The organism is Bacillus cereus group sp. N21, assembly GCF_016483395.1.
Taxonomy (GTDB): domain Bacteria; phylum Bacillota; class Bacilli; order Bacillales; family Bacillaceae_G; genus Bacillus_A; species Bacillus_A pseudomycoides.
Window position 1 is genome coordinate 102,907 of record NZ_JAEHBX010000003.1, and the last position, 19,724, is coordinate 122,630.

Below are 19,724 nucleotides of genomic sequence, written 5' to 3' on the forward strand. Positions count from 1 at the left end.
AATGTAAAACCGATTTGGTCATTTTGCATGAATACTTTATCGACTTCGTTATATAATGAAGTAAGTGAAGTGTTTTGTTTGGAAAAATAGTACATTTTCGTTTAATCCACGATGAGGAAAATGATATAATTGCAAAATGCATGCATCATTTTCTAAAGAAGGAAAAATATATAATTAGGTGATAGCTTATATGAAACAGATATGGCGTATTTATACGACAGACTTACGGAATGTAGCCAAACATTGGGCTGCGATTGTAATTGTATTAGGACTTATGATTTTGCCATCGTTATATGCATGGTTTAACATTAAAGCTTCCTGGGATCCATATGGGAACACGAAAGATGTTCCAATTGCAGTTTCCAACCAAGATGCTGGATCAAATTTACGGGGAAAAGATATTAACATCGGGAATGAAATTGTAGATTCGCTCAAAAAGAATAAAAATATGGGATGGAAATTCGTTGATGAAAAGCAAGCAATTTATGGAGTAGAACACGGGGATTATTATGCAAGTATTACGATCCCGAAAGATTTCTCTGAAAAAATTGCAACGGTAATTAGCGATAATCCGCAAAAGCCAGAACTTGATTATTTTGTGAATGAAAAGGTCAATGCCATTGCACCGAAAATTACAGCGAAAGGTGCATCAGGTATAACAGAAGAAATCAGTAAAAACTTCGTTAAAACAGCAAACGGTGAGATTTTTGAAATCTTCAATGACCTTGGAATCGATTTAGAAACAAACTTACCAAGTATTGAAAAAGTAAAGGATCTTGTATTTAAGTTAGAAGCAGAGTTCCCAGAAATGTATAAACTTGTGGATACGGCGTTAGATGATGCCGGTAGAGCGCAAGGGCTTGTGAAGACTGCACAAGATACATTACCGACAGTAGAAAATGTGATTCGTGATGGACAACAAATGACGAAAGATTTGGATGCATTCTTTGCAAGAAATGGTCAAACTTTAGAAAATGCGCCTGACGTTATGAAAAATAACTTAACGGTATTGAAAAAAGGAATGGATGGTGCAGCGACGGCTACAGACTTTTTAATGCATCCAGGGTTTGATTTAAATATAGCCCTCCCAGATCTTCCACAAGTTAATACAGAGGGATATAAAAATATAGCGAACGGTATTAATCAAACTGTGAACAATGTTTTTAACTCCGCGCGTGTGGGAACTGCATATGCACAAAGTGTTATGGCTGGGTTACAAAATGGAAAGATTGATCCAGAGATAGCAAAGAAAAATGTAGAGACCGTCTCTAATAATTTTCAGACTGATATTAATAATGTGTCTTCTCTGATTGATACCATGGCTAGTTTAAAAGAGAAAGCACCAACTAAATTCGGGCAAGATTTCTTTAAGAACAGAAAAGAACATTTAACAGCTATTAGAGATTCTATGCAAGATGTAAATAATAGAATTAAGCATGTTGGAGAGTTAATTAGTACAGGTCAAGAAGTAAAACAAGATGTGAGAGATGGAATTAACCAAAAGTTAAATGCAGTAAATGGTTTAATTGATCAAGCTGAAAAAGATTATAACGAAACTTTTGTAACTGATTTCCAAAAAGCAGTGAGCACGGCAGAGCAGTTGAAAAATCAGGCAGGAAATACAGTAGAAGATTTCAAAAAAGCAAAAGGAGATTTACAAAATAAAGGTATTAATGGATTAGGTACTACAAAAACGGCTTTAAACAGCTTAAATGGTCAATTTCAAGCAACTATAAATATGATTGACGATATGATACCTGTCTTAAATGATTTGAATAAAATTTTAGGTGATGTTAATAGCGATAAAAATGTTAACAATCAGATTGATAAGCTAAACAAAGTAAAAGCTGATCTTCAAAAAGGGATGGATTTAACGAATAAAGGAATTGCTGCGATTGATAAAGGACAGCAGCCAGCAAAAGATGTAATTGAAAGTATTAACCAAGTATCAAAAAGTACTTCAGCACAATTAGGCGACATTTTAGCAAGATATGATTCTGAAATCGTTCCGAGCTTTAATACGGCAATTGAACGTACAAAGCAAATGTCAAAAGATACTGCTAAAATTCTAGGTGAAGCAAATAAAAGTCTTCCAGATGTTAAAAAACTGCTAGAAGATTCATCAAAAGGCTTAGTAGAAGGTACGAAGAAAGTTGAAGATATTAAAGCAGAAATGCCGGCTACTGAGAAAAAGATTAAAGAATTAGCAGATAAAATTCGTAAATTTGAATCGGAAGAAGATATAAAAGATATCATCAAGTTATTGAAAAATGATGTTGAACAGCAAAGTGATTACTTTGCAAATCCAGTAAATTTAAAAGAAAATAAATTATTTGCGATGCCAAACTACGGTTCGGGGATGTCACCATTCTATACAGTGCTTGCATTATGGGTAGGGGCACTTTTAATGGTTTCATTATTAACAGTAGAAGTACATGAGCCAGAGGCAAATTATAAGAGTCATGAGATTTACTTCGGACGCTTTTTAACATTCTTAACGATAGGTCTTGCACAGGCGTTTATCGTATCGATGGGAGATATTTTCTTACTTGGTACGTATGTAGTTGATAAGTTTTGGTTTGTTCTATTCAGCTTATTCATTGGTGGAGTCTTTGTTTGTATCGTGTATTCACTCGTTTCTGTTTTCGGAAACATTGGGAAATCGATGGCAATCATTTTACTCGTACTACAAGTAGCTGGATCAGGCGGAACATTCCCAATTCAAATGCTTCCAAAATTCTTCCAATCGATCTATCCGTTCTTACCGTTCACATATGCAATTAGCGTGATTCGTGAAACAGTGGGCGGAATGCTTTGGGATATTGTGATAAGAGATCTTCTCGTGTTAAGTGTCTTTGTGGTAATCATGCTTGTACTTGCATTGGTACTGAAAACACCGATTAACAAGTCGAGTGAGAAATTTGTTGAGAATGCAAAAGGAAGTAAAATTATTCATTAAAAAAAGTTCCTACCGAGAGCGGTAGGAACTTTTTTTATTCAAATTTTAACTTTTTTAATGCTTCTGCTAGTGCGTTATTTAATGGCTCTTCTTCTTCTTTTTGTTGCTGCTTCATATATTTTTGCACGTAGCGTTTATCTGCTTTATTTCCTGATTCTTTCTTGCGGCGCTCTTGGAATGTAGAAAGCTTCTCACGATATCCACATTTACATGCGAAGATTTGCCCATCTCCTTCACCGCGAAGTTCTAGTTTTTTCTTACATTGAGGGCATCTTGCATTTGTCGTACGGGATACATTTTTACGATGACCACATTCGCGGTCTTGGCATACAAGCATTTTACCTTTTTTGCCGTTTACTTCGAGCATCGGTTTGCCACAGTCTGGACAAGTTTTTGTTGAAATGTTTTCATGCTTATACTTTTTATCGCTTGATTTAATTTCAGCAACGATTTCTTTTGTATAGTTTTTCATCTCGGAAATGAAAATTTCTTTTTTTAATTTACCTTTTGCGATAGCTTCAAGTTTTTGTTCCCATTCAGCAGTTAGTGTAGGAGATTTTAGTTCTTCCGGTACTAAATCAAGTAACTGACGACCTTTTGATGTAATGTGAATATCTTTACCACGTTTTTCAATCAAGAATGAATTAAATAGTTTGTCAATAATGTCAGCTCGTGTAGCCACAGTACCTAATCCACCAGTTGATTTTAACGTATCAGCAAGTTGTTTGTTTTGCGTATCCATGTATTTTGTAGGGTTTTCCATTGCTGAAAGTAACGTTGCTTCATTAAAGCGTGCAGGTGGTTTTGTTTGACCTGATGTTTGAGCAATTAGTTTTACGCTTAATGTATCGCCTTTTTCAATGCGAGGTAAAATTTGCTCTTTTAAATCTTCAACTGCATCGTCATCTTCAAAGCGGTTTTCATATACTTCTTTCCAACCAGAATGTAAAATCGTTTTGCCACGTGCAACAAACGTTTCATCACCAATCTTCGTGCGTAATGTTAGTTGTTCATATTCAAAGGCTGGGAATAAAACTGCTAAGAAACGTTTTACCACTAAATCATAGATTTTGCGTTCTTTATCTGTGAAAGCTGAGAAATTCACATAGCTTTCCGTTGGGATGATTGCATGATGATCGCTTACTTTACTATCATCAACAAATGCTTTAGTGGATTTTATAGGCTTATTTAAAATTTTATGAGCTAAAGGACGGTATTCTCCTACTCCACACGCTTTTAGACGCTCTGGAAGTGTTCCGACGATATCAGATGAAATATAGCGCGAATCTGTACGAGGGTAAGTGAGTACTTTATGTTGCTCATATAATTTTTGCATAATATTTAACGTTTCTTTTGCAGAATAACCAAAGATTTTATTCGCATCACGTTGTAGCTCTGTTAAGTCATAAAGACCAGGAGCAAATGATTTTTTCACCTTTTTATCGATTTCTACCACAGTTGCATTTTGTTTATCCAGTTTTGTCACAATGGTATCGATTTTTGCTTTATCAAAACTGCGACCATTCCCTCTAGCGTCTTGCCAAGTCAATGTTAACTTTTCTGTTGTTTGAGCTTCAATGCCGTAGTATGTTTGTGCTTTGAAGTTTTTAATTTCGTCCTCACGACCTGCAATGATAGCTACAGTAGGTGTTTGTACACGACCACAGTTTAGTTGAGCATTAAATCGAGTAGTTAATGCACGTGTTGCATTAAGCCCGATATACCAGTCAGCCTCCGAACGTGCGACAGCTGAAGCGTATAAATTTTCATATGCTTTACCTGGCTTTAAGTTTGCGAAGCCATCTTTGATTGCTTTATCGGTAACAGATGAGATCCATAGGCGTTTAATAGGTTTATTAATTCTAACTTTATCAATAATCCAACGCGCGACTAATTCTCCCTCTCTTCCTGCGTCTGTAGCCACTATTATTTCAGTAACATCTTTTCTAATCAGTTGACTTTTAACGGCATTAAACTGTTTGCCAGTTTGTTTAATCACTGTCAATTTCAAACGTTCAGGTAGCATTGGTAAATCTTCTAGATTCCACTTTTTGTATTTTATATCATAGCTTTCTGGGTCTGCTAATGTAACGAGATGCCCTAAAGCCCAAGTAACGATATATTTATTACCTTCAAGATAACCATTTCCTTTTTTATCACACTTCAATACACGCGCAATATCACGTGCAACAGAAGGTTTCTCAGCAATTACAACACTTTTTGCCATATTTAAAACATCCTTTCAAGTTTCCGTAAGTTAAATATAGCATACATCCTTTGCGGATTCAGTTATGCCGAAGATTCTAACCTTTTGTTATTAATTAAATACTCTATATCTTTGAATAGTAGGGTATGTTTTTCGTTTTTATGGAAAAATATCAAAGCGTGATGTGGCGAAGTATTGGAAGTGATAAAAGATGATGTACCACAAAAGAATGTGCCAGAATATCTTTCTAAATATAAAGATAAAAAATATACAAACTTGTTATTTTATTAGAATAAGAGTAGACTCTGAATTAGATGAATAAGAACACATGGGAGTTTGCGGATGCAGACTGAGAGTACGACTAATCTGTCGTTGACCATTAGAACCTGTTGGATAATGCCAGCGTAGGGAGAGTGTAACAGCACATGTTCAGGCACTTTGCATACGCAAAGTGTCTTTTTGTGTATCTCCCATTATAAAGTTAGGAGATGAAAAGAATGAACATACAAGAAATCGCAAAAGTAGTGGAGACAGTGAGAGAGGCTAATCCTCTTGTGCATAATATTACAAATGTCGTTGTGACAAACTTTACGGCCAATGGTTTACTTGCAGTAGGAGCATCACCAGTTATGGCGTATGCAAAAGAAGAAGTGGCTGAAATGGCTAGCATTGCAGGAGCACTTGTTTTAAATATGGGTACGCTTCGTCCTGAAGAAGTAGAAGCGATGCTAATTGCTGGAAAGTCTGCGAATACACATCATGTACCAATATTATTTGATCCAGTTGGTGCTGGAGCTACTTCTTACCGAACTGAAGTAGCAAGACATATTCCAAGTGAAGTGAAATTAGCAATGATTCGCGGGAATGCAGCGGAAATTGCTAATGTTATCAATGAAAAATGGGAAATTAAAGGTGTTGATGTTGGTGCTGGAAATGGAGATGTTGTAGGAATTGCGAAACAAGCAGCAGATGAACTAGATACAGTCGCGGTTATTACCGGAAAAGAAGATGTTGTAACAAATGGTGAGCGAACTTTTATCATTCGTAACGGCCATCCAATCTTAACGAAAGTTACAGGGACGGGATGTTTGTTAACTTCTGTAATGGGAGCATTTGCAGCGGTTGAAAAAGATTATGTGAAAGCAGCAGTTGCTGCATTAACGTTTTATGGGGTAGCAGCAGAAATCGCTGCTGCAAAAACCGTGGAGCTAGGACCGGGCAGTTTCCAAATCGAATTTTTGAATCAGCTAGCAAACATTACTGTGGATGATATTGAACAATATGGAAATATCCAAGAGGTGCAGTAAGAAAGGATGAGGGAAATGGCGCGCATTAATCAACAGCAAATGTCCAAATTATTGCAAGTGTATTTTATTATGGGTAGTAACAATTGCCAAAAGGATCCATTACGAGTAATGAAAGAAGCGCTAGATGGTGGAGTGACCCTTTTTCAATTTCGTGAAAAGGGTGAAGGAGCTTTAACTGGCAAAGAACGAGTCCATTTTGCAAAGCAGCTACAAGCACTTTGTAAAGAATATAATCTTCCATTTATCGTGAATGATGATGTAGACTTAGCAATTGAATTAGATGCAGATGGTATTCATGTTGGACAAGATGATGAAGGAATTACATCCGTTCGTGAAAAAATGGGAGATAAAATTGTTGGGGTATCTGCCCATACGATAGAAGAAGCACGCTTTGCCATTGCAAATGGAGCGGATTATTTAGGAGTAGGACCTATTTTTCCGACGAGTACGAAGAAAGATACAAAAGCGGTGCAAGGAACGAAAGGATTACGTTATTTTAGAGAAGAGGGAATTATAATCCCGATTGTTGGTATTGGAGGAATTACAGTTGAAAATGCTGCCTCTGTTATAGAGGCAGGGGCTGATGGAGTTTCTGTTATTTCTGCCATTAGTTTAGCGGATTCCCCTTATGAAAGTACGTCTTTACTGACAGGTATTTTTAATGATAAAGTGAAACTTTAATTAGTGGGGGGGTTCTTCATCCCATACTGATTATCATCCCTCATCAGTTGATATATGGGAAGAACCATTTCTAATCTGAAGAAATGGTTTTTTGTCGTATAAAACAAAGTGTGCGGCTCAAACTAATATGTGTGAACATATATCGTTTCGGAGGGGAACATATGATTTCTTTACAAGATATTATAGCTGCTCATGAGAAAATGAAAGGCATTGTACATATGACACCACTGGATTATTCAAGTACATTTAGTGAATTATCAAAGAATGAAGTGTATTTAAAGCTTGAAAATCTACAAAAAACCGGCTCTTTTAAAGTACGTGGTTCTTATAATAAGATGGTTTCTTTAGAAAAAGGAGAACTAGAAAATGGAGTTATTGCAGCATCTGCTGGAAATCATGCACAAGGAGTTGCCTATTCTAGTAATATGCTCGGTATTCCTTGTACGATTGTGATGCCAAAAGGTGCCCCGCTTAGTAAAGTGCTAGCGACGAAGCGATACGGAGCACACGTGGAATTGCAAGGTGATGTATTTGACGATGCTTTAGCTTACGCGCTTGATTTAAAAGAACAAACGGGAGCGAAGTTTGTTCACCCGTTTGATGATGAGGCTGTCATTGCTGGTCAAGGTACAGTTGGATTAGAAATTATGCAGCAGCTTGATGATATAGATGCAGTAATCTGTCCTGGTGGAGGCGGAGGTTTAATTGCAGGTATAGCGATGGCGATTAAAGAACAGAAGCCATCGGTAAAAATATATGGTGTACAAGCGCTTGCCTGTCCAGGTATGAAGCAATCCTTTGAAGAAAAGAAAGTAATTACAGTAGAATCTTCACCGACTATGGCAGATGGAATCGCGGTAAAAAGACCAGGTGAGCTTACTTTTCAGCTTGTAGAGCGCTACGTAGATGATATTTTTTGTGTGGATGAAATGGAAATTGCACGAACGATGCTAATGCTACTTGAACGCAATAAATTATTAGTAGAGGGGTCCGGTGCTAGTTCATTAGCGGCGCTACTATATCAAAAAGTACCTGTGAAAGAAAAAAAGGTTGTGTCAGTTTTAAGTGGAGGGAATGTCGACGTAAACTTTATCACTCGTATTATTGAACATGGAATGGTTGAAGCTGGTCGATTTGTTCACATTGCGACAACAATTAAGGATAAACCAGGACATTTGCAACACTTACTTGAAATTGTGACAAATTTTGAAGCGAACGTATTACATATTCATTTAGAGAGAATTGGAACAAAGGTGTTTCCTGGGTATGCGCAGCTCCATTTATCATTAGAAACGAAAGATAAAAATCATATTGAAGAAGTGCTAAGCGCGATAGAGAAGAAAGGATATAATGTAGAGGTTATTGAATAAAGAATTTAAACAAACGTTTGATTAAATGAAAAAAGCACAAACTTTATTCAGAAAAAGTTTGTGCTTTTTATATATTAAAACATAATTGAAATTAGTAGCATCCCAATTCCAATGGAAGCAAATGTCGCAACCAGACCAGGAATCATAAAGCTATGATTTAATACATATTTACCAATACGTGTTGTTCCTGTACGGTCAAAGTTGATCGCAGCAACAATTGTTCCGTAGTTTGGAATGAAGAAATAACCGTTTACTGCAGGGAACATGGCAATAAGAAGTGCTGGTGAAATACCAAGTGATAATCCGAGTGGCATTAAAGCACGTACTGTTGCAGCTTGGCTATATAGTAAAATAGATAGGATAAATAGCGCAATAGCGAATAACCATGGTGCGCTTGTTACTAGGTGTTGAATCGATCCTTGAATCGTATTTAAGTTTCCATTGAAAAATGTGTCTCCCATCCAAGCGATACCGAAGATTGCAACAACGGCTGTAGCGCCGGCTTTGAAGACATTTCCAGATACAATGCTTTCTACATTTGGCTTACAGAAGATAATAATAAGAGCAGCAATTGTTAACATTACCATTTCAATTGTGTTTGGCATTGAAAGACGAACTAATTTTCCGTCTATCATCCATCCTGGACGAAGTACTTCGAATGAACCAAGAAGAACAACAAAAATAGTTGCAAATAAGAAGAGAACAACGGATAATTTGGCGCCCTTTGCACCGATAAATTCTTTCTTTTCTTCAAGTTTAGGAATCATTCCTTCTTTTAATCGTTTCAAGTATTCAGGGTCTTCATTTAACTCTTTACCCATTTTGCTGGCAACGAAAGCAGCTAGCATACAAGCGATGAAAGTAGAAGGAATACTTACTTTTAAAATATCTAACAATGTAATTTTATAATCAGCTAGCATTGCTAACAGGGCCACAGTTGCAGCAGAGATTGGACTTGCTGTAATTGCTTGTTGCGAAGCGATTACGGCAATTGACATCGGGCGTTCAGGTCTAATTCCTGATTCACGTGATACCTCTGCAATAACGGGAAGTACGGAATAGGCAACATGTCCAGTTCCAGCGCACAATGTAAATAAATATGTCACAATAGGTGCGAAAAATGTAATGTGCTTCGGGTTTTTACGAAGTGCTTTTTCTGCAAGATGAACAAGGTAATCCATTCCACCTGCAGCTTGTAAGGCACCTGCAGCTGTAATGACTGCTAAAATCATCAGCATAACGTCAATAGGAGGAGCTGTAGGTTGTAAATGGAATACGAATACAAGTATTGCCATACCAACTCCACCCATTACCCCTAGTCCAACTCCACCAAGGCGTGCACCGATAAAAATGCAGAGTAATAAGGTAATAAATTGTAGCCAAAACATGATAAACTACCTCCAAAATCCATATGGTAAGATATTTTTGAATAATTTAATTTGAATGATAATTATTAAATTAAACAAATAAAGACCTGTTAAATCAACCTTTTTATTATATAACACATAAAATGTAACATTCACTATATTTTGTGACATTATTTCGGAAAAACAATTACTTTAATTTAATATATAAATAAGAAATAATGGACGTATAGTAAATGTGTTGCAAAGAAAAAAGCAGAAACGAATTCATCCGTTTCTGCTTTTTTTTTATGAAAGAGACTTATTTTAGAGATTCTTTAATTTGTGTGAAAATATTAATAGCAAAAATGATAATAGCAAGAACAACAAGAATACTTCCACCAGCAACAAAAGGTATAGCTGCATGGTAGCCATAAATCTCAAGAGCGAGTGCAATCATCGTAATCGGTAGTCCGATATTTAAGAGCCAAAAATGCCATTTACCAAGTTTTGAGGCACCAGCTTCTTTGAAAATATAATATAAAATATATGACCAATAGTTTATGAGCGGTATCATATTATGAAAAAAATGTGGATTTGTTTGTTTGAAAAAATAAATCATGCTACAATGAAAACGAATTAAGACCGGGGAGCCAATTGGCTGAGAGGATGTAAGTAAGCATCGACCCTCAACCTGATCTGGATAATGCCAGCGTAGGGAGTTACTTAAAGTGATGTAAGCAGATGTTGTTGTATAATAACTTGCATACAAGGCTTTCCTACGTATTTTGTAGGAAAGCCTTTTCTTTTTACAAAACATATTTTGCAAGGAGGATTTTCGGATGTCACAACAAGTTACAATTTCATTTTCAGTCGTACCACAAGCAAAAACGAAAGATGTGTATGCCGTTGTTGATAAAGCAATTGAAGTCGTACAACAATCGGGTGTTCGTTATGAAGTAGGTGCGATGGAAACAACACTAGAAGGAGAATTAGACGTGCTTCTTGACGTGATTAAACGTGCACAACAAGCTTGTGTCGATGCTGGAGCAGAAGAGGTTATTACTTCTATTAAAATTCATTATCGTCCAAGTACAGGTGTAACGATTGATGAGAAAGTTTGGAAGTACCGTGATGAATATGAAAAACCAGAAACGATCTAACATAACAATTACAACGATTTGGCTTATCCTTCTCATTGCTATATGGGAAGGATCTGTTTCATTATTTCGAATTGAACCGTGGATTTTACCCAAGCCTTCTACTATTGTACAGGAACTGATTGGAATGAAAGATTTATTGTTGCCAAATACAATGCAAACACTACAAGAGGTTATCATCGGATTATTCTTTGCGATTTTACTTGGAACGAGTATTGCAATTATTATGGATGTGATTCCGTTATTTCGCATTTTAATTAATCCGTTACTCGTAATATCACAAACGATACCGATTGTTGTGCTAGCACCTTTATTCATTATTTGGTTTGGGTATGGGATGCTGCCGAAAGTGATGGTCGTGATTCTTGTTTGCTTCTTTCCGATTGCCTTGAGTATTTTAGAAGGTTTCCAAACAGTAGATAAGAACATGCTTAAGTTATTACAAACAATGCGTGCGACGAAATGGCAAATCTATCAGAAGGTAAAATTTCCAGCCGTGCTTCCATACTTTTTCTCTGGATTAAAAATTGCGGTTACATATAGCGTGATGGGAGCGATTATTGGGGAGTGGCTTGGTGCGAGCGAGGGATTAGGTGTTATGCTTACTCGTGCAACAAAATCCTTTTTAACAGCTCGTGTATTTGGTATTGCAGCAATTATTGTCATGGTGACATTGCTCTTGTATTTTATCGTAGAATTTATGGCAAGAATAACAGCACCATGGATATACAGAAAGGACGACAGAAAATGAAAAAAGGCTTAAAAGTGATGCTAGCTGCAATACTTGCAGCTGGTGTTGTTGGCTGTAATGCGGCGAAGAAAGAAGAGAGTACAGATAAAGGGAAGAAAGTAAAAGTTGTTTTAGACTGGTTCCCGAATACAAACCATACTGGTTTATATGTAGCAAAGACGAAAGACTACTATAAAAAACAAGGTTTAGATGTAGAAATTATTCAGCCGGGTGATAACGTATCGGCAGAGCAAATGATTGCTTCAGGAAAAGCTGATTTCGGTGTGAGTTATCAAGAAAACGTAACATCAGCTCGTGTTGAAGGAATACCGGTTGTTTCAATTGGAGCAATTATTCAACATAATACATCTGCATTTGCATCACTGAAAAAAGATAATATTACCTCTCCGAAAGGGTTTGAAGGTAAGCGCTACGGCGGTTGGGGTGCACCAGCAGAAGAAGCGACGTTAAAAACAATTATGGATAAGCATCAAGCTGATTTTAGTAAAGTAGAAAAGGTTGTTCTTGGACAAACAGATTTCTTTAAATCAATTGGCCGCGATGCAGACTTTGAATGGATTTATTATGGCTGGGATGGCATTGAAGCAAAACGACAAGGAAAAGAATTAAATACGATCATGGTAAAAGATTTAGATCCAGCGTTAGATTTCTATAGTCCTGTCATTATTACAAGTGAAAAGCATACAAAGCAAGATAAAGATTTTGTGAAAAAATTCATGAACGCAACGGCAGAAGGATATAACTTTGCAATTAAAGAGCCAAAAGAAGCGGCTGATATTTTAATTAAAAATGTACCGGACATTAATAAAGAGTTAGTACAAGAGAGCCAAAAATGGTTAAGTACGAAGTATCAAGACGATGCGAAAGCGTGGGGAGTACAGAAGGAAGAAGTTTGGACGAATTATATGAATTTCTTACACGATAACAAAGTTATTAAAAAGAAAATTGATGTAAAAGATGCCTTTACAAACGAGTTCCTTCCAAGCGAAAAATGAACGGATTACAAATAAAAGATGTTGTGAAAGCATTTGATGGGAAAAATGTACTAGAAAAGATTAGTGCTTCTATACAAGAAGGTGAGTTTGTCTCGTTTGTAGGCCCAAGTGGTTGCGGAAAAAGCACGTTATTAAATCTGATTGCGAGTGTTGAAGAGGCAACTAGTGGTGAGGTAATCTATAACGATACCCTTGTTCAAAAACAGGATATTGTAAGTTATATGCCGCAACAAGATTTGTTGCTCCCGTGGCGTTCAGCACTACAAAATATTGTTCTTCCATTAGAAATTGATGGGAAGCCAAAGAAAGAGAGACTTACAGAAGGAATGGAAGCCCTACAACAATTTGGTCTAGCTGAATACGCAAATCATTATCCAGATGCATTATCCGGTGGTATGCGTCAGCGTATTAGTTTCCTTCGTACCTATTTATGCGAAAAGCCGATTATGCTGCTTGATGAACCCTTTGGTAAGTTAGATGCATTTACAAAAATGGAAGTGCATCGTTGGCTTTTAGATTCATGGCATCAAGAGAAGCAAACAATCGTGATGGTAACCCATGACTTAGATGAAGCGATTCTATTATCTGATCGTGTATTCATTATGTCACAAAGGCCAGCTACGATTGTAGGTGAAGTAAAGGTTAACTTACCACGTCCTCGAACGATGGAAATGTTAACATCTCTTGAGTTAAAAGAAGATAAGGCCGAGATTTTAGGGATATTGGCTCCTTATATGCGGAAGTAATGAAAGCTTCTTAACAGTTTTTGTGACTGTTAAGAAGCTTTTTGTTTTAGAGGGAGAAACAATGGGTTAAATGATTGAACAAAGAGTGGATTCACTCATTTTAGATTTTACAAGTCTGTATGCAATGGAGAAAATGTCCAAAGGAATTTTAAAAGAAAAAGAGGAACCAAAAGATTCATAACGAATAAAATATAAGAGCATGGTGCATGCTTATTATAAGACAATAATAATTTATAAAGGAGTGAAAGGATAAGATGACTTTATCAACTGTTCTTCAAATGGTTTTAGCTTGATATGGGAGAAGTCTGCCCATTTTTAAAGTTTAAGCCAAACTGAAGACAGCAGGTAAAGAACCTTAATCCTTTTTTACAATAGTAATGTGTAATGGGTAAGGTGTGTTCACCTTACCCATTTTTCATATATACAATTAAATAAGATCTTTATTTTGCTGTTCTCCCTATTTGGCTTGTTAGTTATAAAGAAAAGGAGAGAACAAAAATGAGCGTATTAACAGTAGAAAATCTTACACATACGTATGGAGATAAAACCATTTTATATAATGCTTGTTTTCGATTATTACAAGGTGAACATGCGGGGCTTGTCGGAAGTAATGGTGCAGGAAAGTCAACATTGCTTCGGCTTTTAATAGGAGAAGTTTTGCCTGATGGGGGAATGATTGAATGGTTTCCGCATGTAAAGGCGGGGTTTTTAGAGCAGCACATTGATTTACAAGAAGGAACAACAATTGAGGAATATTTACAAAGTGCATTTTCTCATTTGTATGCGATTGAACGTGAAATGATAGTCATTGCTGAAAAGATGGCAAAGGAAACAGACTTAGATAAGTTATTAGTACACTATGGTGAATTACAAAATATACTAGAGGGTTCAGATTTTTATCAAGTTCATACGAAAATAGAAGAAGTAGCAGCTGGTTTAGGATTGTTAGACTTAGGGATGAAAAAAGATGTTTCAAAATTAAGTGGTGGCCAGCGTACAAAGTTATTACTTGGGAAGCTTCTTTTAGAGAAGCCACATGTTTTACTATTAGATGAACCAACAAACTATTTAGATACAGTTCATATAGATTGGCTAAGGGCGTATTTACAAGCGTATGAGCATGCCTATATTGTTGTGTCACATGATGAATCATTTTTAAACAATATTACGAATGTTATTTATCATTTAGAAGGGCAAACAATAAAGCGCTATACGGGGAATTATGAAAGATTTTTAGAAAGTTATCGCTTGCAGAAGCAGCAATTGCAAGTGGCTTATACGAGACAACAAAAGGAAATTGCAAATTTAGAGAGTTTTATTCAAAAAAATAAAATTCGAAAAGCAAAGCAGGCAAAAAGCCGTGAAAAGGTATTGGAGAAAATGAAAAAAATTGGAAAACATAACGATGTACCACGGCCGCGTTTTTATTTTCAGATTCACACTGAGCCTGTGAGCCGCATATTACAAGCACAGCAAATTCAAATTGGTTACGTGGAGCCATTGCTTCCATCCCTTAATTTACAAGTGAAAAGGGGCGAAAAGATTGCAATTGTTGGTCATAATGGAATTGGAAAAACAACAATGCTAAAAACGTTGTTAGGACAATTAGAACCATTAAGCGGGAGAGTTCATATTGGAGAGCGGGTACAACCTGCATATTTTGCTCAAGAAGAATTTAGGGTAGAAGTTACACCACTTGAGCAAGTATGGTCAGGGCGTCCGGATATGACGCAAAAAGAAATTCGGCAATCCCTAGCAAGATGTGGTTTGAAGGCCGATCACATTCGGCAATCTCTATGCTCTTTAAGTGGTGGAGAACAAACGAAGGTACGTTTATGTGAACTTATGTTAATGCGGAGTAATGTTTTAATTCTAGATGAGCCGACGAATCATTTAGATGTACAGGCGAAAGAGGCATTGAGAGAAGCTTTAGAACACTATCAAGGAACAATTTTACTCGTTTCTCATGAACCTTCTTTTTATGAGTCTTGGGTGACGAGAGTTTGGAATCTGGAGGAAATGAACGTTACTAAAAAATAAGAGAGCCGTTTATTTAGGAGTGTAATGGGCAAGGCATAAAATATTTTAGTATGAAGATCATGAAGCAGCTACATGTTACGTAGCTGCTTTCATATTATTTATTGATTTACTTGTAGTCGTTCTTGAATGAATAATAGTAATTTAACAATACTGTCTTCCGTATAAATATCACATTTTTGTCGATGAAATTCACCATGTTCGTTATAAAAAATAAGTTCTCCTTTACCAGCAACTTCGTTTATCAACATATGAAAACTAAGTGGCGTTGCTACGATGGAGCCGTTATCATCTCGTAAAAGTATTTGGCATAGTGTTCCTTGTTGTGCCTCTTCATATAAAAAATCGTAATGAAAGGATTGAGAGAGTTTTTCTATCTGAGATAATAGTAGGGTTTGTATAGCATGTTTATCTTGCATACAGTATAACCTCTTTTCGTTTGTTTATATAAAGTATTTGCTGTTCTAGTATATTAACGATAGGGATACTTTGTACATAGCTATTGCTCATTACGTCTAGAGACTACCAAATAGATAATTAGAAGAAAGAAATCCATTATTCGTAAATAAATTATATTCAGAAAAATCCTATTGACAAAATTTTTCGTGAGATTTACTATTAGTACCATAGTTTTTGAAAAATTTAATACAAATACTCTTATCCAGAGAGGCGGAGGGACTGGCCCTATGATGCCCGGCAACCGAGCTTATGAATTATAAGCTAAGGTGCTAATTCCTGCAAAACGATTTTCGTTTTGGAAGATAAGAGAGGAGCCTATTTTGTCTATTCGACACCTCTCTTATTTGAGAGGTGTTTTTTGTTTAAGAACAGATATATATAAGGGGGAATTGTATATGAAAAAGTTGTTGTTAAGTATTGTAAGTGGAACGGTATTGTTATTAGGCGCATGTAGTGCTGATTCGGGGAAGGAAGCAAAAGCGCTAGATGAGAAAAAGATTACAGTTGGTGTAACAGGTGGACCACATGAACAGATTTTTGAAAAAGTAAAAGAAGTGGCGGCAAAAGATGGTCTACAAGTTGATTTAAAGGTATTTAATGATTATGTAGCACCAAATGTATCGTTAGACGAAAAAGACATTGATGTGAATAGCTATCAAACGAAATCCTATTTAGATGTATTTAAAGCAGAACGCAATATGAAATTGACAGAAGTATTTTCAACGGTAACGTTCCCAATGGGAGTATATTCTAAAAAACTGAAAGATGTAAAAGAGTTAAAAGATGGAGATGCAATTGCTGTACCCAATGATCCAACGAATGAACTTCGGGCATTAAAATTATTTGAAAAAGCAGGTGTTTTAAAGGTTGATCCAAAAGCAACCGAGAAAGCAACTGCAAAAGATGTGATTGAGAATCCGAAGAATTTGAAAATTGTTGAATTAGAGGCGTCACAATTACCAACGCAGCTAGATGAAGTGAAAGCAGCGGCGATTAATACGAATTTTGCATTAGGTGCAAAACTAAATCCAGCTAAAGATTCTATTTTCCGTGAAGGAAAAGATTCACCATATGTAAACTGGGTGGTTGTTCGTACGGGAAATAAGGATGATGCAGCTGTAAAAAAATTAAAGAAAGCGTATCAATCTAAAGAAGTTAAAGAGTTTATCGAGAAAAAATTCGATGGTTCTGTTTTGCCATCTTGGTAGGAGCTGACTATAATGATTGAACTGAAAAATGTATCCAAAGTATTTACAACAAAAAAAGGTAAGGTTGAAGCTCTTAAACCAATTTCTCTTAAAGTAGAGAAAGGAGAAGTATTTGGAATCATCGGATATAGTGGCGCTGGTAAAAGTACATTAATCCGTTGTGTAAATTTATTAGAAAAACCAACAACAGGAAATATAATTGTAAATGAAAAAGATTTAACAACTTTATCTACAAAAGAGTTAGCGCAAGCGAGACAAAAAATCGGAATGATTTTTCAAGGATTTAACTTATTAAAAACAGTCAATGTTTATGAAAATATTGCATTACCTTTACGTCTAGCTGGGATTCCAAAAACTGAAATTGAAAAAAGAGTAGAAAAATATTTACGTATTGTTGACCTTTTTGATAGAAAAGATGCATATCCAAGTGAGCTTTCTGGTGGTCAAAAACAGCGTGTTGCGATTGCGCGTGCACTATCCTATGAACCAGAAATTTTGCTAAGTGATGAAGCGACAAGTGCATTAGACCCAGAAACAACAGATTCTATTTTAGATTTGCTACTAGAGATCAATGAGAAAATAGGTATTACGATTTTGCTAATTACACACGAAATGAATGTAATTCAGCGTATATGTGATCGAGTTGCTGTAATGGAGAATGGGGCTGTGGTTGAGAGTGGCACAGTAAAGGATATTTTTACAAATCCGCAACATGTAACCACGAAAAAATTTGTAAACAGCGCTTTTGCAGCTGAAATTCCGGAAGAAGTACAGAAAGAGCTAAAAAACACTGGGGAGATTGTAACACTTTCGTTTATAGGGAACTCTTCAGGAGAACCAGCATTGGCTGTTGCTACAAAACGATTCCAAGTGTATCCCAATATTTTATCTGGTAATATTACACAATTAAAGCATGAAGCGTACGGTAAACTCGTTGTTCATATGCAAGGTGAAGAAAACGAGGTACATAGAGCTTTAGTATTTTTACAGGAACAAGGAATCATCGTAGAAGGAGGTAGGAAAGAGTATGGGAAACAAGTCCTTTTTGGATGAATGGAGTAACGTGATATGGGAAGCAACGATTCAAACGTTTCAAATGACATCAATTTCACTACTTATATCAATTATTATTGCATTGCCACTAGGAGTAACACTTGTTTTAACAAGGCCTGGTGGTCAACTAGAGAATAAAATCGTATACCCTATTTTTAATACAATTATTAATGTCATTCGTTCTATTCCATTTATTATTCTATTATTCTTCATTCTACCGTTTACAAAACTGCTTATGGGAACTTCAATTGGTGTGAAAGGTGTGATTGTACCGCTTGTTGTATTTACAGCTCCTTATATTGCACGTTTAATGGAAACAGCTTTACTAGAAGTGGATCGTGGTGTAATTGAGGCGTATCAAGCGATGGGAGTTTCTACTATAAAAATTATTTGGCACGTTATGGTTAGAGAAGCGCGTCCATCGCTTGTGCTCGGCTTGACCATCGCAACGATTGGATTAATCGGTGCAACTGCGATGGCTGGACTTGTAGGAGCAGGTGGTCTTGGAGATTTAGCATATCGATTCGGTCATTTGCGTTATGAGCCAGAAGTGATGTATGCAACAGTCTTTATCCTAATTATTCTTGTTCAAGGATTACAATCTCTAGGGAACGGGATTGCGAGAAAATTAAAGAAAGATTGAAAAAGTGCGGTAGCTCTAATATAAGAGGTACCGCACTTTTTTATTTTTTGGAATATAGGTATAAATAAAATTAAGACCTAATTTTTTTAGATATCATATCGTGGTATCATTTGAATTTTTCGTGTAAAATAATAGTAAAAATATGTAATAGAAGAATTAATAGCATATATTGAAGAACAAGGATGATTACTTTTATTCATAAAAACCGGAAATTGTGGCGTGATGTGATGTTAGAGAAGGTAAATCGTTTGTTAAAGCATTATAAAAATATGGAAAATATTGTCGTTTCGTTGGAGGATATGAAAGAAATTTCAGCGAAGTATTTAGTATTTACAGCACCAACAGTTTTATTATTTCATCAAGGAAAAGAAATACTTTGTGAGTCACGATTTATTTCCTTAGGGAATATAGAATTAATATTAAAAATATTCGGAAAATAAAAGGGGGATTTCATATGGGATTTGTAATAGCGGCATTATTGTTTTTAGTTTTAATTGGAATGATTGTAAAATCAATTAGATCAAATAAACGGAAAGTAAATCTTTATAAATCAGGTACTGGTGATAGTACGTCCACTACGGCTACTTCTACACCATTTTTCTTTGCAGGATCTGATAGCGATAATTCACATGATTGTGGAAGTTCGTTTGGAGGAGATAGCGGTTTTTCAGGTGGTGATGGCGGCAGCTGTGGCGGAGGTGGAGATTAAAAAAATACGCTCTTTATGGGCGTACTTCTTTTTAAACAAACGTTTGATTAGTTGACTTGAATCCGTATAGAATCAGCTAAACAAACGTTTGTTTAAA

17 protein-coding genes, 1 pseudogene and 3 riboswitches are annotated in these 19,724 nt (G+C 36.0%); of the genes and pseudogenes, 14 read left to right on the forward strand and 4 right to left on the reverse strand.

The window, feature by feature from the left end:
- Window positions 1-190: 190 nt before the first annotated feature.
- Window positions 191-2,959 (forward strand): YhgE/Pip domain-containing protein, encoded by a 2,769-nt coding sequence (locus JDS96_RS02605; protein ID WP_199665891.1) that lies wholly within the window; start codon window positions 191-193, stop codon window positions 2,957-2,959.
- Between the two features lie 34 nt (window positions 2,960-2,993).
- On the opposite strand, the gene JDS96_RS02610 is transcribed toward JDS96_RS02605, so the two are convergent.
- Window positions 2,994-5,186 carry a DNA topoisomerase III gene (locus JDS96_RS02610; protein WP_199665893.1) on the reverse strand — a complete coding sequence of 731 codons (2,193 nt, stop codon included), beginning with the start codon at window positions 5,184-5,186 and terminating at the stop codon, window positions 2,994-2,996.
- Between the two features lie 297 nt (window positions 5,187-5,483).
- Window positions 5,484-5,593, forward strand: a riboswitch (TPP riboswitch).
- A gap of 60 nt (window positions 5,594-5,653) precedes the next feature.
- On the opposite strand from JDS96_RS02610, the gene thiM reads away from it, so the two are divergent.
- The 3 genes from thiM to ilvA all read left to right on the forward strand — a co-directional run bounded on the left by thiM (window position 5,654) and on the right by ilvA (window position 8,523).
- Entirely contained in the window at window positions 5,654-6,472 is an 819-nt protein-coding gene (gene thiM, locus JDS96_RS02615; RefSeq protein ID WP_374220969.1) for a hydroxyethylthiazole kinase, read from the forward strand.
- Between the two features lie 6 nt (window positions 6,473-6,478).
- The gene (thiE, locus tag JDS96_RS02620) at window positions 6,479-7,153 is read left to right on the forward strand and encodes a thiamine phosphate synthase (protein WP_274605925.1); all 675 of its coding nucleotides are present in this window, start codon (window positions 6,479-6,481) and stop codon (window positions 7,151-7,153) included.
- 161 nt (window positions 7,154-7,314) lie between these two features.
- Window positions 7,315-8,523 carry a threonine ammonia-lyase gene (ilvA, locus tag JDS96_RS02625; RefSeq protein WP_199665903.1) on the forward strand — a complete coding sequence of 403 codons (1,209 nt, stop codon included), beginning with the start codon at window positions 7,315-7,317 and terminating at the stop codon, window positions 8,521-8,523.
- A 74-nt stretch (window positions 8,524-8,597) separates the two neighbouring features.
- Here ilvA and JDS96_RS02630 read toward each other — a convergent pair whose 3' ends face one another.
- Window positions 8,598-9,911 carry an anaerobic C4-dicarboxylate transporter family protein gene (locus JDS96_RS02630; RefSeq protein ID WP_199665904.1) on the reverse strand — a complete coding sequence of 438 codons (1,314 nt, stop codon included), beginning with the start codon at window positions 9,909-9,911 and terminating at the stop codon, window positions 8,598-8,600.
- 277 nt (window positions 9,912-10,188) lie between these two features.
- Window positions 10,189-10,488 (reverse strand): hypothetical protein, encoded by a 300-nt coding sequence (locus JDS96_RS02635; protein ID WP_199665994.1) that lies wholly within the window; start codon window positions 10,486-10,488, stop codon window positions 10,189-10,191.
- Between the two features lie 14 nt (window positions 10,489-10,502).
- Window positions 10,503-10,604: riboswitch (TPP riboswitch) on the forward strand.
- A 104-nt stretch (window positions 10,605-10,708) separates the two neighbouring features.
- On the opposite strand from JDS96_RS02635, the gene JDS96_RS02640 reads away from it, so the two are divergent.
- The 5 genes from JDS96_RS02640 to JDS96_RS02660 all read left to right on the forward strand — a co-directional run bounded on the left by JDS96_RS02640 (window position 10,709) and on the right by JDS96_RS02660 (window position 15,558).
- Window positions 10,709-11,029: an MTH1187 family thiamine-binding protein gene (locus tag JDS96_RS02640; protein ID WP_006093425.1), complete on the forward strand. Its 321-nt coding sequence runs from the start codon at window positions 10,709-10,711 to the stop codon at window positions 11,027-11,029.
- Complete coding sequence (locus tag JDS96_RS02645; protein WP_199665906.1) at window positions 11,001-11,777, forward strand: ABC transporter permease; 777 nt, start codon at window positions 11,001-11,003, stop codon at window positions 11,775-11,777. The genes JDS96_RS02640 and JDS96_RS02645 overlap by 29 nt, the downstream gene beginning before the upstream one ends.
- Window positions 11,774-12,772, forward strand: coding sequence for an ABC transporter substrate-binding protein (locus JDS96_RS02650; protein WP_018766537.1), 999 nt, complete (start codon window positions 11,774-11,776; stop codon window positions 12,770-12,772). The genes JDS96_RS02645 and JDS96_RS02650 overlap by 4 nt, the downstream gene beginning before the upstream one ends.
- Entirely contained in the window at window positions 12,769-13,518 is a 750-nt protein-coding gene (locus JDS96_RS02655) for an ABC transporter ATP-binding protein (RefSeq protein ID WP_098610477.1), read from the forward strand. Before JDS96_RS02650 ends, JDS96_RS02655 begins: the two co-directional genes overlap by 4 nt.
- A 498-nt stretch (window positions 13,519-14,016) precedes the next feature.
- Window positions 14,017-15,558 carry an ABC-F family ATP-binding cassette domain-containing protein gene (locus tag JDS96_RS02660; protein ID WP_199665908.1) on the forward strand — a complete coding sequence of 514 codons (1,542 nt, stop codon included), beginning with the start codon at window positions 14,017-14,019 and terminating at the stop codon, window positions 15,556-15,558.
- A gap of 98 nt (window positions 15,559-15,656) precedes the next feature.
- On the opposite strand, the gene JDS96_RS02665 is transcribed toward JDS96_RS02660, so the two are convergent.
- The gene (locus JDS96_RS02665) at window positions 15,657-15,974 is read right to left on the reverse strand and encodes a hypothetical protein (RefSeq protein ID WP_199665910.1); all 318 of its coding nucleotides are present in this window, start codon (window positions 15,972-15,974) and stop codon (window positions 15,657-15,659) included.
- Between the two features lie 235 nt (window positions 15,975-16,209).
- Window positions 16,210-16,323: riboswitch (SAM riboswitch) on the forward strand.
- Window positions 16,324-16,409: 86 nt separating this feature from the next.
- Here JDS96_RS02665 and JDS96_RS02670 point away from each other — a divergent pair.
- From JDS96_RS02670 to JDS96_RS02690, 5 genes and pseudogenes are all read left to right on the forward strand, one after another.
- Window positions 16,410-17,222 (forward strand): MetQ/NlpA family ABC transporter substrate-binding protein, encoded by an 813-nt coding sequence (locus JDS96_RS02670; protein WP_018766541.1) that lies wholly within the window; start codon window positions 16,410-16,412, stop codon window positions 17,220-17,222.
- A gap of 12 nt (window positions 17,223-17,234) precedes the next feature.
- Entirely contained in the window at window positions 17,235-18,275 is a 1,041-nt protein-coding gene (locus tag JDS96_RS02675; protein WP_199665911.1) for a methionine ABC transporter ATP-binding protein, read from the forward strand.
- A complete protein-coding gene (locus tag JDS96_RS02680; RefSeq protein WP_018782580.1) occupies window positions 18,250-18,918 on the forward strand; it encodes a methionine ABC transporter permease in 669 nt (222 codons plus the stop codon). Before JDS96_RS02675 ends, JDS96_RS02680 begins: the two co-directional genes overlap by 26 nt.
- A gap of 147 nt (window positions 18,919-19,065) precedes the next feature.
- Window positions 19,066-19,358 (forward strand): annotated as a pseudogene (locus tag JDS96_RS02685) (thioredoxin family protein).
- 14 nt (window positions 19,359-19,372) lie between these two features.
- The gene (locus JDS96_RS02690; protein WP_003205752.1) at window positions 19,373-19,627 is read left to right on the forward strand and encodes a hypothetical protein; all 255 of its coding nucleotides are present in this window, start codon (window positions 19,373-19,375) and stop codon (window positions 19,625-19,627) included.
- Window positions 19,628-19,724: the final 97 nt, after the last annotated feature.